General features: G+C 35.8%; 17 protein-coding genes. 14 read left to right on the forward strand and 3 right to left on the reverse strand.

The genetic code is table 11. The features are described 5' to 3' along the window. Nucleotides 1-51 precede the first annotated feature (51 nt). Both murA and ACKU4N_RS17845 read left to right on the forward strand, forming a co-directional pair. Entirely contained in the window at nucleotides 52-1,362 is a 1,311-nt protein-coding gene (murA, locus tag ACKU4N_RS17840; protein WP_321318698.1) for a UDP-N-acetylglucosamine 1-carboxyvinyltransferase, read from the forward strand. 81 nt (nucleotides 1,363-1,443) lie between these two features. Further along, nucleotides 1,444-1,992, forward strand: a complete 549-nt coding sequence (locus ACKU4N_RS17845) for a peroxiredoxin family protein (protein WP_321318700.1) — start codon at nucleotides 1,444-1,446, stop codon at nucleotides 1,990-1,992. A gap of 51 nt (nucleotides 1,993-2,043) precedes the next feature. Here ACKU4N_RS17845 and ACKU4N_RS17850 read toward each other — a convergent pair whose 3' ends face one another. After that, nucleotides 2,044-2,508, reverse strand: coding sequence for a hypothetical protein (locus ACKU4N_RS17850; RefSeq protein ID WP_321318702.1), 465 nt, complete (start codon nucleotides 2,506-2,508; stop codon nucleotides 2,044-2,046). Nucleotides 2,509-2,749: 241 nt separating this feature from the next. Between ACKU4N_RS17850 and ACKU4N_RS17855 the strand changes: the two genes are divergently transcribed. The 8 genes from ACKU4N_RS17855 to hydF all read left to right on the forward strand — a co-directional run bounded on the left by ACKU4N_RS17855 (nucleotide 2,750) and on the right by hydF (nucleotide 12,378). Continuing rightward, nucleotides 2,750-3,364: a nucleotide exchange factor GrpE gene (locus tag ACKU4N_RS17855; RefSeq protein WP_321318703.1), complete on the forward strand. Its 615-nt coding sequence runs from the start codon at nucleotides 2,750-2,752 to the stop codon at nucleotides 3,362-3,364. 29 nt (nucleotides 3,365-3,393) lie between these two features. Next, nucleotides 3,394-4,551, forward strand: a complete 1,158-nt coding sequence (gene dnaJ / locus ACKU4N_RS17860) for a molecular chaperone DnaJ (protein ID WP_321318705.1) — start codon at nucleotides 3,394-3,396, stop codon at nucleotides 4,549-4,551. A 482-nt stretch (nucleotides 4,552-5,033) separates the two neighbouring features. Beyond that, nucleotides 5,034-5,957: an ABC transporter ATP-binding protein gene (locus ACKU4N_RS17865; RefSeq protein WP_321318707.1), complete on the forward strand. Its 924-nt coding sequence runs from the start codon at nucleotides 5,034-5,036 to the stop codon at nucleotides 5,955-5,957. 18 nt (nucleotides 5,958-5,975) lie between these two features. After that, nucleotides 5,976-7,316 (forward strand): ABC transporter permease, encoded by a 1,341-nt coding sequence (locus ACKU4N_RS17870; RefSeq protein WP_321318709.1) that lies wholly within the window; start codon nucleotides 5,976-5,978, stop codon nucleotides 7,314-7,316. Nucleotides 7,317-7,566: 250 nt separating this feature from the next. Then, complete coding sequence (locus tag ACKU4N_RS17875) at nucleotides 7,567-8,535, forward strand: Ppx/GppA phosphatase family protein (RefSeq protein ID WP_321318711.1); 969 nt, start codon at nucleotides 7,567-7,569, stop codon at nucleotides 8,533-8,535. 2 nt (nucleotides 8,536-8,537) lie between these two features. Continuing rightward, complete coding sequence (locus tag ACKU4N_RS17880; protein ID WP_321318713.1) at nucleotides 8,538-9,701, forward strand: sigma-54-dependent transcriptional regulator; 1,164 nt, start codon at nucleotides 8,538-8,540, stop codon at nucleotides 9,699-9,701. A gap of 2 nt (nucleotides 9,702-9,703) precedes the next feature. Continuing rightward, entirely contained in the window at nucleotides 9,704-11,149 is a 1,446-nt protein-coding gene (locus ACKU4N_RS17885; RefSeq protein ID WP_321318715.1) for a lyase family protein, read from the forward strand. 8 nt (nucleotides 11,150-11,157) lie between these two features. Beyond that, complete coding sequence (hydF, locus tag ACKU4N_RS17890; protein ID WP_321318717.1) at nucleotides 11,158-12,378, forward strand: [FeFe] hydrogenase H-cluster maturation GTPase HydF; 1,221 nt, start codon at nucleotides 11,158-11,160, stop codon at nucleotides 12,376-12,378. A gap of 4 nt (nucleotides 12,379-12,382) precedes the next feature. On the opposite strand, the gene ACKU4N_RS17895 is transcribed toward hydF, so the two are convergent. Together ACKU4N_RS17895 and ACKU4N_RS17900 are read right to left on the reverse strand one after the other, a co-directional pair. Further along, nucleotides 12,383-12,934, reverse strand: coding sequence for a saccharopine dehydrogenase family protein (locus tag ACKU4N_RS17895; RefSeq protein ID WP_321318719.1), 552 nt, complete (start codon nucleotides 12,932-12,934; stop codon nucleotides 12,383-12,385). Nucleotides 12,935-12,961: 27 nt separating this feature from the next. Further along, nucleotides 12,962-13,501, reverse strand: a complete 540-nt coding sequence (locus ACKU4N_RS17900; protein ID WP_321318721.1) for a saccharopine dehydrogenase family protein — start codon at nucleotides 13,499-13,501, stop codon at nucleotides 12,962-12,964. Between the two features lie 461 nt (nucleotides 13,502-13,962). Between ACKU4N_RS17900 and ACKU4N_RS17905 the strand changes: the two genes are divergently transcribed. The 4 genes from ACKU4N_RS17905 to ACKU4N_RS17920 all read left to right on the forward strand — a co-directional run bounded on the left by ACKU4N_RS17905 (nucleotide 13,963) and on the right by ACKU4N_RS17920 (nucleotide 17,846). Beyond that, nucleotides 13,963-15,099, forward strand: a complete 1,137-nt coding sequence (locus ACKU4N_RS17905) for a DUF4369 domain-containing protein (RefSeq protein ID WP_321318723.1) — start codon at nucleotides 13,963-13,965, stop codon at nucleotides 15,097-15,099. 264 nt (nucleotides 15,100-15,363) lie between these two features. Next, nucleotides 15,364-16,164: an ABC transporter substrate-binding protein gene (locus ACKU4N_RS17910; protein WP_321318725.1), complete on the forward strand. Its 801-nt coding sequence runs from the start codon at nucleotides 15,364-15,366 to the stop codon at nucleotides 16,162-16,164. Nucleotides 16,165-16,225: 61 nt separating this feature from the next. After that, a complete protein-coding gene (gene coaD / locus ACKU4N_RS17915) occupies nucleotides 16,226-16,705 on the forward strand; it encodes a pantetheine-phosphate adenylyltransferase (protein WP_321318727.1) in 480 nt (159 codons plus the stop codon). A 4-nt stretch (nucleotides 16,706-16,709) separates the two neighbouring features. After that, nucleotides 16,710-17,846, forward strand: coding sequence for a serine hydrolase domain-containing protein (locus ACKU4N_RS17920; RefSeq protein WP_321318729.1), 1,137 nt, complete (start codon nucleotides 16,710-16,712; stop codon nucleotides 17,844-17,846). Nucleotides 17,847-17,859: the final 13 nt, after the last annotated feature.

The following is a 17,859-nucleotide window of genomic DNA, read 5'->3' on the forward strand; positions in this document are numbered from 1 at the left end:
CGTTTTTTATAATTATCTTTAAACCTTATATACACACCAAAAAAGTAAGCAATGAGCACTTTCGAAATTATTGGAGGTAAATCGTTAAAGGGAGAATTAACCCCTCAAGGAGCAAAAAATGAAGCTCTTCAGATTTTATGCGCCACTCTTTTAACCGAAGAAAAGGTAACCATCCATAATATACCAAACATACTAGATGTTAACAAGTTGATTGAATTGCTGTCGGAACTTGGAGTTAAAGTTAATCAGGAATCTAAAAATACTTATTCTTTCGAAGCAAAAAACATTAATCTTGACTATCTAAATTCTCCTGAATTCGCAAGCAAGGGATCGTCATTAAGAGGTTCAATAATGATTATCGGTCCTTTATTGGCACGATTTGGCAAAGGATATATTCCCCGCCCGGGCGGAGACAAAATCGGAAGACGACGTTTGGACACACATTTTTTGGGCTTTGAAAAATTAGGTGCCAAATTCAATTTTAATCAGAATGAAAATTTCTACCGTGTTGAAGCCAAAGAATTAAAAGGCTGCTATTTACTCCTCGACGAAGCCTCGGTTACTGGAACTGCAAACATTATTATGGCAGCAGTAATGGCCAAAGGCACAACAACAATATACAACGCAGCCTGTGAACCTTACATACAGCAATTGTGTAAAATGCTGATATCAATGGGAGCAAAAATAAGTGGTGTTGGTTCGAATCTTTTATCGATCGAAGGAGTTACTTCTTTGCATGGATGTGAGCATAGAGTGCTTCCGGATATGATTGAAATTGGAAGTTTTATTGGACTTGCTGTAATGACTAAGTCCGAAATCACAATAAAAGATGTTGCCTACCACGAACTAGGGATGATTCCTGCTGCATTTAAACGCTTAGGTGTAAAAATGGAATTAAGAGGCGACGATATTTACATTCCAAAACAGGAAAATTATCAAATTGAAACCTTTATCGACGGTTCAATACTCACGATTGCAGATGCTCCCTGGCCAGGACTTACTCCTGATCTACTAAGTGTATTTCTTGTGGTAGCAACCCAAGCTAAAGGAAGCGTATTAATACACCAAAAAATGTTCGAAAGTCGTTTGTTCTTTACGGATAAACTTATTGACATGGGGGCTCAAATCATTCTTTGCGATCCGCACAGAGCAACTGTTATTGGTTTAAATCAAAAACAAGGTTTACGACCAACAACCATGGTTTCGCCAGATATCAGAGCAGGTGTTGCCCTTCTTATTGCCGCTCTTTCTGCCGATGGAAAAAGTACAATTCACAATATAGATCAGATAGACAGAGGTTACGAAAACATTGACCTGCGACTAAATGCAATTGGTGCCAGCATTAAAAGAATCAGCAATTAACTATTTATTAACATTTTAAATAGTGATATCTGATTAATTTAGTGAAATATAAATTGTCAGTTACAGTTAAAATTTTGAGTTATGAAAACAATAAAATTAGGCTTGATATTATTTTCCTTTCTTTTTTCCTTATCCACTTTTGCAGAAACATTAAAACCTGCTGAAGGAAAAGATATAAAAGAAGGCTATGAAATTGGTGACAGGCTACCGGATATTGTAGCAAAATCAATCGCCGGAAACGACATAAAACTAAGCTCGTTGGAAGGCAAATTGGTTTTAGTCGACTTTTGGGCTTCATGGTGCCCTCCTTGCCGTGCAGAAAACCCCAGAATTGTAGATGCTTACAATAAATTTAAAGACGCCAGCTTTAAAAATGGCAAAGGCTTTACAATTTATAGTTTTTCTCTTGATACCAAACAAGCTAATTGGAAAGCAGCAATAACTAAAGATAAACTTGAGTGGGATTACCATGTTAGCGAACTTAAGGGTTGGCACTCTCCTACATCAAACAAATTTGGCATTAACTCGATCCCGTCCAATTTTTTAATTGATGGAAATGGAATCATTTTAGCGAAAAACCTTAGAGGTGAAAAACTAGAATTAATCCTTCAATACTATCAAAAAAAGTAATAATCTCCTCAACACAAATGCGCCATTCATAAATTTGAATGGCATTTTTTTTTAATCCTCATGTTTCATTAAAAACATCTTAATCTCCTCAATACAAAAGCCTTTACTTTCAATCCAGTCAATAGCTTTATCCTCTCTGCTAAATACACGTGTATTTAAATTTGTATCTCTTAAATAAAAAGAAAAAATATAGGCCCTTACAATTTGCCCAAACTTTAGACCAACAATAACTGCATTATATTCAAACTGTAAACGACGGGTAAGCTTACGAATTGCATTATTTATTATCCTGGCTATCTCAGGAGATGATATAATTAAATCGCTCAAATCGCAAATGGAAGCCAAGTCTTTATATAAATACTCTTCCAACATTTGATCAATCGCCTTGGAAAAAAAAATAGCAGCCTCCTCATCTTGCATACCCATAACCTTAAGATACGCTACATTAGAATATACCCGAATGCAAAAATCATCACTATCTATTACAATCTTCATCCCATTAAATTTTCGATTCATATCGCATTCATATTTAACAGACTAAAAACTAAATATAAGATTTTCCAGAAGATTAACTAACAATATTTATTTGAAATTACACCATTGATCCAACTCCCTCATTTTCCAAAAAAATAAAATTTTAAAAACTTATAATAACAAATTCTATCTTTGTGCCAATTTGTCGGAAGACAACACATTGGCAGACTATTTGTATTTACTGCCGCGGAATAAAAATTAGAACGATAAAAATCATTGAAAAATGACAAAAGATAAAAGCAAACCAAATAAAGAAGAATTGAAAGATAAAGATATAGAAACTACTGAAAATCAAATGATAGAAGAGGTATTCGAAAAAGAAGAGTCAAAGATCGAAGAAAATAAGGATACGAAGAAAACCAAGAAATCTGCAAAAGAAAAAAAAGCAGACGAACTTGCTGAATTAACAATCCAACTTCAGAATATTAATGACAAGTATGTACGTTTGTCAGCCGAATTTGACAACTATCGCAAAAGAACTTTAAAAGAGAAGATGGAACTGACCAAATCGGGCGGAGAAAAGATTCTTATCAACATTCTTCCTGTAATGGATAACTTCGAACGTGCCCTGCAATCAATTGATGCCGCAAAAGACATTGATGCAATAAAGGATGGCGTTCATTTGATTTATGGCAATTTCAAAGAATTTGTCACTCAAAATGGAGTAAAAGAAATTGAAGCTGTAAATCAGGATTTTGACACCGACATCCACGAGGCAATTACTAAAATCCCTGCTCCAACCAAGGAGTTAAAAGGAAAAGTAGTTGACTGTGTTGAAAAAGGATATTTTCTTCACGACAAGGTAATTCGTTTTGCCAAAGTTGTTGTAGGAGAATAAGGAAATTCAAAATCTAAGCTGAGAAAAAGATGTCGAAAAGAGATTATTATGAAGTGCTGGGAGTTCCCAAGTCAGCCTCGGAAGCCGAATTAAAAAAAGCATACCGTAAAAAAGCCATTCAGTTTCATCCAGATAAAAATCCGGACAATAAGGACGCTGAAGAAAAATTTAAAGAAGCTGCAGAAGCTTATGAAGTTTTAAGTAATCCTGAAAAACGTCAGCGATACGATCAATTTGGTCATTCGGGCATGAGCGGTTCAGCCGGCGGCGGTTTCGGTGGTGGCGGAATGAACATGGAAGATATTTTCTCTCATTTTGGCGACATCTTTGGTGGTGGTGGCGGATCTTTCTTTGGTGGTGGATTTGGCGGTGGCGGCCGAAGCTCAAGAAGAGTAAACCGTGGCAGCAACCTTAGGGTTAAGGTTAAGCTGACATTAAAGGAAATTGCAGAAGGTGTTGAAAAGAAGATAAAAGTTAAAAAACAGGTTGAATGTAAGTCGTGTAGTGGATCAGGAGCAAAAGACGGATCGTCATTTTCTACTTGTTCTACCTGTCATGGTTCTGGTCAGGTAACACGTATCCAGAATACAATTCTTGGCCAAATGCAAACAGCTTCAACTTGTCCGTCTTGTGGTGGTGAAGGAAAAATTATCACAAATAGATGTACTAAATGTGCTGGAGAAGGAATTGTGCAAGACGAAGAGGTTATCACAATCAATATTCCTGCCGGAGTAGCCGAAGGAATGCAGCTGTCGGTTAGCGGAAGAGGAAATGCTGCCCGCCGGGGCGGAGTAAATGGTGATTTATTAATTCTTGTTCATGAAGAAGAACATCCGGAATTGATTCGTGATGAAAACGATCTTTTATACAATCTATTTATTAGTATTCCTGACTCAATATTAGGCACTGCTGTTGAAATTCCTACGATTGAAAATAAGGTAAAAGTGAAAATTGATGCTGGAACTCAACCGGGGAAAATTCTTCGCTTAAGAGGTAAAGGTTTGCCTGATATCAATGGTTACGGCAGAGGAGATTTACTGGTTAAAATTAATGTTTGGATACCGAATACCATTTCTAAAGATGAAAAGAAAATTTTAGAGAAACTGCAAACTTCTGAAAGCTTTACGCCTAAGCCTACGGCTCACGAAAAAAGCTTTTTCAAAAAAGTGAAGAACTTTTTTGATTAAGAAATCACAATATTAAATTTATAAAAAAAGAGATCATCCAACAATGGATGATCTCTTTTTGCATCTGCCCAAATGACAAATCAGGAAAGCAAATTCCAGAACAAAACAGCAAACTTTCTGCTTAAAATTTCGGGCCGCCTGTTTTGAGAATGCAACGCCACACTCTCCAAATCAATCATTCAAAATAATAAGGCATACTTCCTGTCTGAAGAGGGGAATTTCCTTTCCAAACAGGCAAGTTTCTCCGAATCAGGAGCCGAATTCTCTCCCTGACAGGAAAATTATGAGTTAAACACATCCAATCCATATTAATCTAAATATTTATCTTATTTGATCAAAATAATCCGTTATAAATTACATCGTTCAAAACCAAATTAAAAACCTGTGCAATCTTCTTTACATCGATTTTATATGTTGAATTTCTCTAAATTGATTACTTTAGTTTCCTATTGAAATTTTAGTGTCACCAAACCAATATATACATGGCATTTTTCGAAGCAAAAGACATTGTTAAACAATACGCAGGGCACAAAGCTTTAAACAAGGTAAGTATCTCCGTTCCGAAAGGAAGCATTTTCGGTCTGCTGGGACCAAATGGTGCAGGAAAAACAACTTTAATCAGAATTATAAACCAAATAACCGGCCCCGATTCCGGAGAGGTTTTCTTTAATGGCAAACCATTGGTTCCCGCCGACATAACACGAATTGGATACCTTCCTGAAGAAAGAGGTTTGTATAAAAAAATGAAAGTTGGAGAACAGGCTGTTTATCTGGCTCAGCTTAAAGGAATGAGCCAAAAGGAAGCAACAAAAAAACTAAAGGTTTGGTTCGATAAGTTTGATATTCTTCAATGGTGGGATAAAAAAGTAGAAGAGCTTTCGAAAGGAATGCAGCAAAAAATACAGTTTATTGTTACCATTCTGCATGAACCTGAATTACTGATCTTTGATGAACCATTTAGTGGTTTCGATCCGATCAACGCCAATCTTCTAAAAAAGGAGATTCTGGAGCTTCGCGACAAAGGAGCAACCATCATCTTCTCAACACACAATATGGGATCGGTTGAAGAAATTTGTGACCATATTGCACTGATCAACAAATCGGAAAAAATATTGGACGGACCAGTTGACCAGATCAAGAAGAAATATCGAACCAATACCTATCAACTTACTTATACCGGTGAATTCGACAAACTGGAGCAAGTTCTAAAGTCAGATTTTGAGATTGTAGAGAAAAACAAAGGTCTCGACGCCAATACCCTTACAATAAGATTGAATAATGGAGCTACATCCAATGAATTATTGGAGCAATTACTCCCCTATTTAAATATCGTTTCCTTTAGTGAAATCATTCCCAGCATGAATGATATATTCATTCGAGTTGTGAATGAAAACAAAAAAATCTAACCCGAAACACCTTTAAAAATGAATAAAATTTTCATCATTATAAAAAGAGAATATCTTTCGCGAGTAAAGAAAAGATCATTCCTTATTTTAACCTTTTTAACTCCTGTTTTAATTGCCGGTATTTATGCATTCATGATTTGGATGATGCTTAAAGACGATACAGAAAGCAGAACCATTGCTGTAATTAATGAATCGGAATTGGTTGAACCTGTACAATCTAAAGATTTCACCACCTTCAAATACCTTACCGACACAAGTTTTGAAGATGCCAAAGCACAAATGGAGGAAAAAGGATATTATGCGATTCTTGTAATTCCTGCGAATATTTTGGACAACAAAACAGCAGAATTATTCTCCTACAAACAGGTGACAATAGAAGTAAAATCGGAAGCAGGCTTTCAACTTAGAGATCATATTGAGCAACTAAAACGATCAAAAATTATTGCTCAGGCCAACATGCCCGATTTGGAAGAGAAACTGGCAGCAACAAAAACTCCTATTTCTATGAAAACCATCAAATTTGGAGAGGGTGGAGAAATAAAACAAAGCTCCACAGAAATAGCAATGGCCATTGGATTTATATCCAGCTTCATCATTTATATGTTTATTTTCTTGTATGGTGTACAAGTAATGCGTGGTGTAATCGAAGAAAAAAGCAATCGAATTGTTGAGGTAATTATTTCATCGGTAAAACCTTTTCAACTGATGATGGGGAAAATCGTTGGTGTTGCAATGGTTGGATTGACTCAGTTCATTATGTGGGTTATTCTTTCCGGTGTAATTATCACTATTGGTACTGCGGTAGTATTGCCAGGTGTCGATATGGATTCATTACAACAAGCAAAAACACTTTCGGAATTGCCTCAGGGAGCAGCTTCGTTAAATGCTGATCAATTAAAAATGGCTCAGGATTTATTGGGTACTTTTGACTTTGGATACGTTGCCGGAATTCTTGGTGCATTTATCTTCTTTTTCCTTGGTGGTTATTTGTTGTACTCAGCCCTTTTTGCCGCCGTTGGCAGCGCTGTTGATAATGAAACTGAAACTCAGCAATTCATGCTGCCAATAACAATTCCTCTGATATTGGCCATGTATATCGGTTTTGCTGTTGCAAAGAATCCGGAAGGCAGTCTCGCCTTTTGGGGATCAATGATCCCTTTAACCTCACCGATAGTGATGCTTGTAAGAATTCCATATGGAGTTCCGGTATGGGAATTACTACTCTCTATGGTAACACTAATTGGAACCTTCCTTTTTGTTACCTGGATTGCAGCAAAAATATATAGAACCGGAATTTTAATGTATGGAAAAAAAGTTTCCTACAAAGAAATCTGGAAATGGCTGCGCTATCATAATTAGAAAGAACTAAATAATGAACTATGTAAATGCCTCATTTTGTGAGGCATTTTTTACAAATAGATAACAGGCATGATTTTTGGAGAAACCCTAAACGTTAAAAAAACTTATTCATCGTAACAAGCCAGTCAAAAATTATACCCCGAGAGCAAAGTTTTTACTATCTTCGGGTTCAAATTGAATCTTAGGAAGTTAAATAGCCTTTCAGGAATCACTAATAAATCAGACAATTAACTCAACCAAATAGTAATTCATGCGAATTTCTGTAATAGATTTAGGAACGAATACATTTAATTTACTCGTTGCAGAATGGGATGGAACTGGAATTCCAAAAATTCTGAACCGTTCAAAATACGCAACAAAAATAGGGAAAGGTGGCATCAACAATAATATAATTACTGATGAAGCAATTGAAAGAGCTAAAAATGCCTTTGATACAATAATCGAAATTTCAAATCAACTTGAGGTATCAAAAACCCTTGCTTTTGCTACCTCTGCAATAAGATCTGCAGAGAATGGTGACGCATTTGTAAAATTAATTGAGGAGAAATACCATGTCAATATCGAAATTATTTCGGGAGACAGAGAAGCAGATTTGATTTTTTCAGGAACAAAAAAAGCCTTTGATTTAAATCATGAACCAATTGCAATACTTGATATTGGTGGTGGCAGTAACGAAATTATTATTGCTAACAATGAAAAAGTATTTTGGAAAAACAGCTATCCTCTGGGAATGACCCGGTTATTGGAGAAATTCAATCCTACCGATCCTATTAATAAAAATATGGTGAAGGATATTGAAGCATATCTAAAATCTCAAATGACCGATTTATTTGAAGCTCTGGACATCCACTCTGTAAAAACATTAATAGGTTCTTCCGGATCATTCGACACATTCAAACAAATATTGGTTGCTAACAATCCTGAAGTAAATGGCTTTCCAACAACGCATTTTGAAATTAAACTAAAAGATTTTTTCAAATTGCACCAATTATTTTTAGCTTCTACTCTTGACGAAAGAGAACAAATGCCGGGAATGGATCCTGTTCGGGTTGAGCTGATCGTTATAGCCAGTATTTTCATCAATTATCTGGTAAAAGAATCAGGAATTAGTAAATTGTTCCAATCTTCTTTTGCACTAAAAGAAGGTGCTCTTTTTGAATTTATTGAAAAAAACTCCAGCATTGCTGACAAAAATAAAATGATAGAAATAAAAAAATAAGCATGTCAAAAATTCTGATCATCGACGACGAGAAAAGTATTCGCAACACTTTAAGAGAAATATTGAGTTACGAAGATTATGAAATAAGTCTTGCCGAAAATGGCCTTGAAGGAATTGAATTGGCTAAATCAGATGAATTTGATGTTATTTTGTGCGACATTAAAATGCCGCAAATGGATGGGATTGAAGTTCTTGAGAAAACACAAGAACTTGGATTAGATACTCCTGTAATAATGATTTCAGGTCATGGAAATATTGATACTGCAGTAGAAGCCATTAAAAAAGGAGCTTTTGATTTTCTTGAGAAACCATTGGATTTGAATCGCATTTTAATAACGATTCGAAATGCCATGGACAAATCAAAACTTATTACAGAAACCAAAGTTCTGAAGCGAAAGGTAAGCAAGAAATATGAGATGATTGGGACTTCCCAGGTACTGGAATCAGTTAATAGTATGATTGACAAGGTTGCTCCAACCGATGCTCGGGTTCTGATTACCGGTCCAAACGGAACGGGAAAAGAATTGGTTGCTCATCGTATCCATGAACAAAGTAACCGTTCGAAATGTCCGTTTATTGAAGTAAACTGTGCTGCTATTCCTTCAGAATTAATAGAAAGTGAACTTTTCGGTCACGAAAAAGGATCATTTACTTCGGCAATCAAGCAACGCAAAGGAAAATTTGAACTTGCCGACGGCGGCACTCTTTTTTTAGATGAAATTGGTGACATGAGTTTATCTGCACAAGCAAAAGTTTTGCGTGCTTTACAGGAAAACAGAATTACCCGAGTAGGCGGAGATAAAGAAATAAAAGTAAACGTTAGAGTTATTGCTGCCACAAATAAAAATTTAGCCGCAGAAATTGAAAACAATAATTTTCGGGAAGATTTGTATCATCGATTGAGTGTTATCTTGATATCGGTGCCTCCTTTAAACGATAGAACTGAAGATATTCCGCTGCTGGCAAATCATTTTATTGAGACGATCTGCGACGAAATGGGTGTGCCGCAAAAAAGTATTGATGATGAAGCAATCAGCGAATTGCAAAAAATAAACTATACAGGAAACATACGTGAATTCAGAAATATTATTGAACGATTGATCATTCTAGGCCAAGATAGAATTTCGGTGGAGGATGTAAAATCCTATACCAAATCTTCCAACTGATCATGAGAACCGAATCTGATTTTATAGGACAAAGGGAAATTCCAAAAGATGCTCTTTGGGGAATTCATTCTCTTCGGGCCAAAGAAAATTTCCCAGATCAAACTGCCTTTCATAAAGAGTGGTTTATGGCAATTGGTATTGTAAAGCAAGCTTGTTACAAAACTTATTCAAACTTTTTAAAGGCTATACAAGACAAATTTCCGAATGAAAAATTTCCTTTTCAATTGATCGAATCCAACTTAATTGAAGAATTGGAAAAGGTTTCTGCTGAAATAAATGCAGGAAAACATTTTGAACATTTTATAGTCCCTGCAATTCAGGGCGGTGCCGGCACAAGCATCAACATGAATGTAAATGAAATAATTTCCAACCGGACTCTTGTAAAAACAGGAAAATCTGCAGGTTCATACCATGATATCGATCCTTTCGAACACGCCAACGTATTTCAGTCCACAAATGATGTTATTCCCACTTCTTTAAAAGTAGCATGTATTCGTCTCTTACAGGAATTGGAAGAATCGATCAACACTCTTCGTATGGAAGTGGAAAAGACTGAAAGCAAACACCGAAATGTATTGCGCCAGGCTTATACTCAAATGCAAGCGGCTGTTCCATCCTCTTACGATAAATTATTCAGTACCTATAACAATGCTCTTTCGAGAGATTGGTGGAGAGTTTCGAAATGTTTCGAACGAATTAAAGAAGTTAATTTAGGTGGTGGAGCCATTGGAACAGGCCTGTCAATTCCACGATTTTTTATTATGGAAGTGGTTCCGAATCTTCAAAAATTAACCGGTTTACCCATAACACGGTCAGAGAATTTATCTGATGCGACCGCCAATCAGGATACTTTTGTTGAGGTTCATGCAACTCTAAAAGCTCATGCTGTAAATTTGGAGAAAATGGTTTCCGATCTCCGTTTACTGGGATCTGATTTATTTGTGAACCGGGAAGTATATTTACCACAAAAACAGGTCGGGAGTTCAATTATGCCAGGGAAAATAAATCCGGTAATTCCTGAATTTGTGATCAGTGTTGCCCATAAAATTTACGCTAATGACCTGATGATTAGCAATCTCTCCGGACAAGGCTGCCTGGAATTAAATGCTTATTTACCTTCCATTGGTCATGCTTTACTCGACAGCATAAAACTACTGATTGCAGCCAACAACAGTTTGGTCAGAAATTTATTCCGGGAATTGGAAATAAAAACAAATCCTATTGAAGAAAGTATCCTGAAAAATCCATCTGTTGCAACTGCATTATCGCCATATATTGGATATCATCAGGCTGCCAAGCTTGCCAAAGAAATGAAAACCAAACAAATATCAATTCGTGAAGCAAATATCAATTTAAATTTAATGGCAGAAAACTTACTAGATAAACTAATAGTACCGGAAGAACTGCTGAAAATGGGCTTTCAAATTAGAGAAACTTTGAATAGATAACTGAAACAATGGGAAGAGAAAGACGTCCTCATATTGGAATTTTTGGAAGAAGAAACAATGGGAAAAGCACTCTCATCAATTTTCTGGCCGGACAAGATATTGCAATTGTTTCGGATGTTGCAGGGACAACAACTGATCCGGTAAAAAAATCTTTTGAAATTACGGGATTTGGCCCTGTTATTCTAATTGACACGGCGGGAATTGATGATACCGGTGAGTTGGGTGAAAAACGGATTACAAAAACCAATCAGATCATAAAAATAATAGATCTTGCTGTTCTTGTAATCACTCAGAATACTTTTGGTGATTTTGAATTAGGACTGATTGATAATTTCAACAAACAAAATGTTCCGTTCATTACAGTACACAACAAAGAAGATATTGAGCTTTTAAATCAGCAAACAACTGATTTACTGAAACAATACGGATCTAAAGACATTCTTCACTTTTCCAATTACAAAGCCAATATCGAACCTATTGTTAAAAGTATTAAAATAACAATTCCCGAATCGGCCTATACTACTCCTTCACTTTTGGGAGATTTGATCTCATACGGCGACATCATTCTTTTAATAACTCCAATTGATATTGAAGCTCCTGAAGGCAGATTGATTTTGCCGCAAGTTCAGGCAATAAGAGATATTTTGGATAATGATGCCGTGTGCATTGTTTTGAAAGAGCGGGAAGTTGATGCGTTTTTACGTAAAACCGGAATTAAACCAAAGCTGGTTGTCACCGATAGTCAGGTGTTTTTAAAAGCCGGAGCATCCATTCCTTCTGATATTCCATTAACTAGTTTCAGTATAATGCTGGCACATTTCAAAGGAAATTTTAATGCTTACCTAAAAGGGACTCCGAAAATTTCAAACCTGGTTGATGGTGATAAGATTATACTACTTGAAAGTTGCACTCATCACAGTTCTTGTGATGATATTGGAAGAGTTAAAATTCCCCGATGGATTTCCAACTTTACCGGTAAGAAACTGGAATTTGTGGTAATTGCCGGTCTGGATGAAATCCCTGGAAAAATAACAGATTACGCTCTTTTGATTCAATGCGGAGGATGTATGATTACCACAAAACAATTGAGCAATCGTCTGCAACCTGCCATAGATGCAGGAATACCTGTCACAAATTACGGAATGGCAATTGCCTACGTTCAAGGAATTTACAATCGTGCAGTTGCTCCATTTGCCAAAACAAAAAACTCTTCCATCGATTATTTGTAATCGATTATTTTACAGAATAGGTCACCCCTCTATCCTTTAAATAATTAAAAATAAATTGGAAACACTCCTCATTTCTGCCAATATATTCCGGTGGATTCATGCCTTTACGCAAATATTTTCCTTTCAGTAAGATATTTGCAACAGCTGTACAGGTATAACCAGTGGTTCTGGCCATAGAAGTAATTTCTGTTTTCACATCAAATTCATCATATAAATCGTAAGTAAATCTTTTATTCAATCCATTTTCAATTCCTTCTACCTCCACTCTCATTACCGTAAATTCGCGTTCGCCAGGCTTCAACTTCCATTTCGGGAATAACAATTTTGAAGTCAAGTCAATTGGTCTCACTTTCTTCCCTGACACCTCAATTTCCTCACTTGAAAAATACCCTGTATCCCTTAACACCCTCAAATATTCAATTGTTCCGGGATAACGCAATGTTTTCTCTATCATATTGGGAACCTTTATGGTCTTAATCAAGCTTCGTAGACCATCCGAATTCCATGCTTCCAATGTTCCAATTTTATCAAAATAAACCAATTCAGGATCAGACAAAGCCTCACGAACTACAAGCTCTCCAGATTAAATATACCGGGCTGGCCTGATATACTCCTCAATTACATCAACAGGTGAAAAAACAGCCCGATATTCCCACGGCCATTCTCTTTCCATCGGCAATCCTCCAATCAAACATCTAAATCGCTCTACCTTCATTTTTTCGTTGTGGTAACCAAGAATAATATTTCCCATACCTGGTGCTATACCACAGTCGGTAACAATACACACGCCATTGTTCTTTGCCAGAGTATCAAGATCAAACGGATCTTCAGAAAAAAAAGAAATGTCAACCATATTTTTTCCTGCCTTTATAACTTCCCCAACGGAGAAATATCCCATAAATCCCGGAACAGCACCAATTACCAAATCCGAATCAGCAACTATTCGCCGAATTACACCTTCCCCTCTCAGGTCTGCAATTTTTTTTCTTATCCTTGGATAACGGGCAAGCTTTCCCAAAGCATTCGCATTCTGATCAACAGCAGTAACCTCATATGAACTGCTTAGATCGACGGCAATAGCTTTGCCAACCAAACCAGCTCCCAATACAGTAATTTTTTTCATGATTTACAGGATAAAATTATTTGATTTAACACACGAATTCTGGATTAAACAAAAAATCCAGACATAATAGCTCCAATAATTAAATGACAAAAAGCAATCTCTTCTGAAAATATTCATATCAATCCCGAACTTAACTGATCAAAAACTACAAAAAGAAAATTCCTTGCAAAAACTCTATTATCCAATTCCTACATCACTAAACAATTGCGGATCATTCTAATTTACAAATACTTAACAAGTAAATAAAAAATAATTCATCAGTTTCTTACTTGTGAAATAATTTATGATTAGAATTAAAATCAAGAATCCTTATCTTTAGTACCAATATTCAATTAAGAACACGATCTATTAACCGCGTAAAATAATAAGCATATGAAACGAGCCATGAGAAGACTTTTCCCACACACGAGGATGACTGAGTTGGCGAGTTCCATGTGGCAATAAAAAACAAATTTAGACATATGAAAAAAGCAGTAGTTATCTTCATTTTCATCTCAGGTATCGTTTTCAAATCTTATTCACAAAACACAAAATTCATTCTGGAAGGGATGATAGGAGGAATTCAGAACGAAACTCTGTTTCTTTATCAGGAAACCGGAGAAAATGTTATTCTTCTTGACTCTGTAATTACAAAAAACGGGGAATTTCAGTTTACAGGAAAAACAGATCACGCATTCGCTGCACAACTTGGATTATCTAAAAACAGACGGGCAAAAATTTTCATATCTCCATCCAAAATGAATCTATTGGTTCATAAAGATGAGTTTAAACACAATTTCCTGATCAAGAAACTCACGGGATCCGAAGCTCAAAACCGATACGAAGATTTTCAAAATAAACTGCAGAAAAATAATCAGCAAAAATTAAAAATAGCCAATGATCTTGAATTACCGGAAGTAAATTCAGATTCAATTAAAAAGAAAATGCTGCTTGCGGAATACAAAAGACTGAACAAATTCAAAAAAGAATATTTTCACAATTATGCATCTTCTCCAGTTGTGTCTTACTTAATTTTTCAGGAATATTTTGGCGCCAAATGCAGTTTAGACGATGTGAAAATCTACTTGAAAACTCTTAACATAGCCAACCCAAACGGAATTTATGTGCAGAATTTAAACAAACGTGTTGAAACAATTGAACAAATTTTCACCAGAAACGAATTCCCTGACCTTAGCTCCATTACACTTAAAGGGCAAGAATACAATTTTACAGACCGAAAAGCCCAGTATTACTTATTTTATATCTGGAGAGCCTGGACTACGGATAAAAATGAGCCATATTATCAAGCTTTGGATCAATTGCAGATCAGTTGTAAAGAAAATGGCATTGAACTGGTAAGTCTCATTCGGAATTCATCCTACAACCTGCTTCCTGTTCAAGGGACAAAAGAATGGAAACAGTGGCGGCCCGTTATTGACTCCTCGCATGAATATATCGAAATAGAGAGCATAGACAACAGCGTTGACCTTATCAAGTATCTGGATCGCCAGTTTCATGCATTTTTAGTCAATCAAGAAGGTAAAATACTTTATCATCAAAATACTTTCGACAACGACTTACTAATATCACAGTTTGCAAAGTTTGTTTCAAAACCGTAAAGAGTTTATTTTGGTTCTGATTAACTACATTTATCTACTACTTAACAACAGAAATAAACCAAAATACTATACACGAAAATTTGCTGAAATTGGAAAGAAGGGCAAACATCTCCTTAATTTTATAATCCCGACTATAGAACAAATAACTGTTTGGATTAATTCAGTTATAAAGCTGTGGGAAAGGAGGAATCTAAATGATTTACTGATTTCGAAGACATGGAAAATGCTCTTTGCAAATTCGCACAAAGAAATAAAGATTAAACAATGGACAATTTCATTAAAGTTACTGATGATTTAGGAAGAGAAGTAAATATTCCTTTCCCTCCCAAAAGAATTATTTCTGCGGTTCCATCCACAACCGAATTTCTATTTGATTTGGGATTAGGAGATCGTGTTATTTCCAAAACAAAATTTTGCAAATATCCCAAAGATAAGATCGCAAAACTCCCAAATATTGGAGGAACAAAAGATTTATACTTTGATAAGATTGATTTACTGGATCCGGATTTAATATTTGCTAATGAAGAAGAAAACAGTAAGAATCAGATTGAAGCCTTAATGGACAAATTTACAGTTTATGTATGCAAAGTCCGCAATTACGATCAAGCCCTTCAAAACATTCTGAATACCGGTAAAATTGTAGGTGCCGAACCCAAGGCATTTGAAATTGCCAATCATATTCATGCCATTTTCTCGCAGTTGCCGATCAAGCAAAATTCGCAAAGGGTACTTTATCTGATTTGGAAAGATCCATATATGGCAGTTGGAAAAGAAACATTTATTAATTCGATGATTAATAAATGTGGATTTAAAAACGCAATTGAAGATGACAATTCAAGATATCCGCAACTAACTGATGAAGAAATTCAGACACTTAATCCTGATCTAATTTTTTTATCATCGGAACCATTTCCTTTTACCCAAAAACACATACCCGAAATCCAGAACTTATTACCAAATGCACAAATAGAACTGGTTGATGGTGAAATGTTTTCCTGGTTTGAATCTCATCTGCTTAAAGCAGGAAAGTATTTTAAGGATTTACTACAAAAAATAAACTCTTAACCAAAGCAAAAATCATTACGATAATTCTTACTATTTTTGTTTAGCACTTAAAATCTATTTAATGAAACACACTGCCATATTCCCGGGTTCATTCGACCCTTTTACCGTAGGTCATGAATCAATTGTGACTAGAGCATTGCCTTTATTTGATAAAATTATTATATGTATCGGATACAATTCAGAAAAAAAACAATTTTTCCCTATCGAAAAGCGAATACAATGGATAAAAGAGGCATTTGAGAACAATCCAAAGATTGAGGTAGAAACATTTAGCGGATTAACAGTCGAATATTGTCAATCTAAAAATGCTAAATATATACTTCGCGGACTTAGAACTGCCGCCGATTTTGAATACGAAAGAGCCATTGCTCAAATCAATAAAAAAATGGTTTACGAATTGGAATCCATATTTCTGTTAACAACTCCTGAGCACACACCTATTACTTCTACCATTGTAAGAGATATCATCCGCCACGGTGGAAATGCCTTGCAATTTTTACCCAAAGTGAAAGATCCTGAAGCCTATAAATACAAATACTAACCTTATGTCTAAGCTCGTAAAGATACTTGTCATTATTTCGGTTCTTGCTGGTGCATGGATGCTTATTGCTCCAAATTACCTTAGAACAAGTCTTATTTATTGGTATGCCAATATTGATGACTATACCATCTTTGAAAATAAAGAAGTATCGGCTGAAAATGGTGAAGACTGGTTGGAAGATGCAGAATATAACGAATACATCCTTGATCCGGCAGATCGGAATTATCTTGAAGACCATGAAACCGTTGCTTTTTTGGTTATTCAAAACGGCACCGTTCTATATGAAGAATATTGGGATGATTACGGAACAGAATCATTTTCCAATTTATTTTCCGCTACAAAAAGTATCGTTAGTTTACTAATTGGTATTGCTATCGATCAAGGGAAAATTAATTCCATAAATGATCCTATTGGTAAATATCTTAAAGAGTTTTCGAAAGATGAACGTGGCGATATAACTATCAAAAATCTGCTTACCATGAGCTCAGGATTGGATTGGAACGAAGCCTACAGCAGTCCAACATCAATTACCACAAAAGCATACTATGGCAAAAACCTAAGAGAAGTTTCTACCAGTCAGCAACTGGTTGAAAAACCCGGGGTTCATTTCAGATATCAAAGCGGAAATACCCAACTTTTATCGTTCATTATAGAGGAAGCTACCGGTGAAACCATTTCAAAATATGCTGAACGCATGCTTTGGAAACCAATGCAGGCAACGCAGCCTGCATTATGGAGCCTGGATAAAAAAGAAGGAGATGAAAAAGCATTTTGCTGCTTCAACACCAACGCCAGAGATGCTGCCCGTTTCGGACAACTGGTTTTGAATAAAGGAAAATGGAATGGTGTACAATTGGTATCGGAAGAATATATTACGGAAGCAACCAAAGCTGCTTCATATCTCTTAAATGAAGAAAAAACAGAGCCATTAAATTTCTATGGATTTCAATATTGGATTCTTCCTTATTCAAAGATGAATATTCCCTACATGAGAGGGCATCGAGGTCAGTACATTTATAGTATTGCTGAAAAAAATGCAGTTGTTGTTCGTTTAGGAAAGCAAAAGGATAAGATTAGACAAGACCAGATTACTTTAGATATTCCAAAGTACGTCGACATTGCCCTTAAGATAATCAAGTAAAACCATCACAAAG

The organism is Labilibaculum sp., from assembly GCF_963664555.1.
Taxonomy (GTDB): Bacteria; Bacteroidota; Bacteroidia; order Bacteroidales; family Marinifilaceae; genus Labilibaculum.

Excerpts from the sequence above, each read along its gene's own strand:
- ACKU4N_RS17900 (WP_321318721.1), bottom strand. The coding sequence starts at position 13,501 with ATGAAAAAAATTACTGTATTGGGAGCTGGTTTGGTTGGCAAAGCTATT.
- ACKU4N_RS17875 (WP_321318711.1), top strand. The coding sequence starts at position 7,567 with ATGCGAATTTCTGTAATAGATTTAGGAACGAATACATTTAATTTACTC.
- ACKU4N_RS17845 (WP_321318700.1), top strand. The coding sequence starts at position 1,444 with ATGAAAACAATAAAATTAGGCTTGATATTATTTTCCTTTCTTTTTTCC.
- ACKU4N_RS17920 (WP_321318729.1), top strand. The coding sequence starts at position 16,710 with ATGTCTAAGCTCGTAAAGATACTTGTCATTATTTCGGTTCTTGCTGGT.
- dnaJ (WP_321318705.1), top strand. The coding sequence starts at position 3,394 with ATGTCGAAAAGAGATTATTATGAAGTGCTGGGAGTTCCCAAGTCAGCC.
- hydF (WP_321318717.1), top strand. The coding sequence starts at position 11,158 with ATGGGAAGAGAAAGACGTCCTCATATTGGAATTTTTGGAAGAAGAAAC.
- ACKU4N_RS17855 (WP_321318703.1), top strand. The coding sequence starts at position 2,750 with ATGACAAAAGATAAAAGCAAACCAAATAAAGAAGAATTGAAAGATAAA.
- murA (WP_321318698.1), top strand. The coding sequence starts at position 52 with ATGAGCACTTTCGAAATTATTGGAGGTAAATCGTTAAAGGGAGAATTA.
- ACKU4N_RS17885 (WP_321318715.1), top strand. The coding sequence starts at position 9,704 with ATGAGAACCGAATCTGATTTTATAGGACAAAGGGAAATTCCAAAAGAT.
- ACKU4N_RS17865 (WP_321318707.1), top strand. The coding sequence starts at position 5,034 with ATGGCATTTTTCGAAGCAAAAGACATTGTTAAACAATACGCAGGGCAC.
- ACKU4N_RS17850 (WP_321318702.1), bottom strand. The coding sequence starts at position 2,508 with ATGAATCGAAAATTTAATGGGATGAAGATTGTAATAGATAGTGATGAT.
- ACKU4N_RS17870 (WP_321318709.1), top strand. The coding sequence starts at position 5,976 with ATGAATAAAATTTTCATCATTATAAAAAGAGAATATCTTTCGCGAGTA.
- ACKU4N_RS17905 (WP_321318723.1), top strand. The coding sequence starts at position 13,963 with ATGAAAAAAGCAGTAGTTATCTTCATTTTCATCTCAGGTATCGTTTTC.
- ACKU4N_RS17880 (WP_321318713.1), top strand. The coding sequence starts at position 8,538 with ATGTCAAAAATTCTGATCATCGACGACGAGAAAAGTATTCGCAACACT.
- coaD (WP_321318727.1), top strand. The coding sequence starts at position 16,226 with ATGAAACACACTGCCATATTCCCGGGTTCATTCGACCCTTTTACCGTA.
- ACKU4N_RS17910 (WP_321318725.1), top strand. The coding sequence starts at position 15,364 with ATGGACAATTTCATTAAAGTTACTGATGATTTAGGAAGAGAAGTAAAT.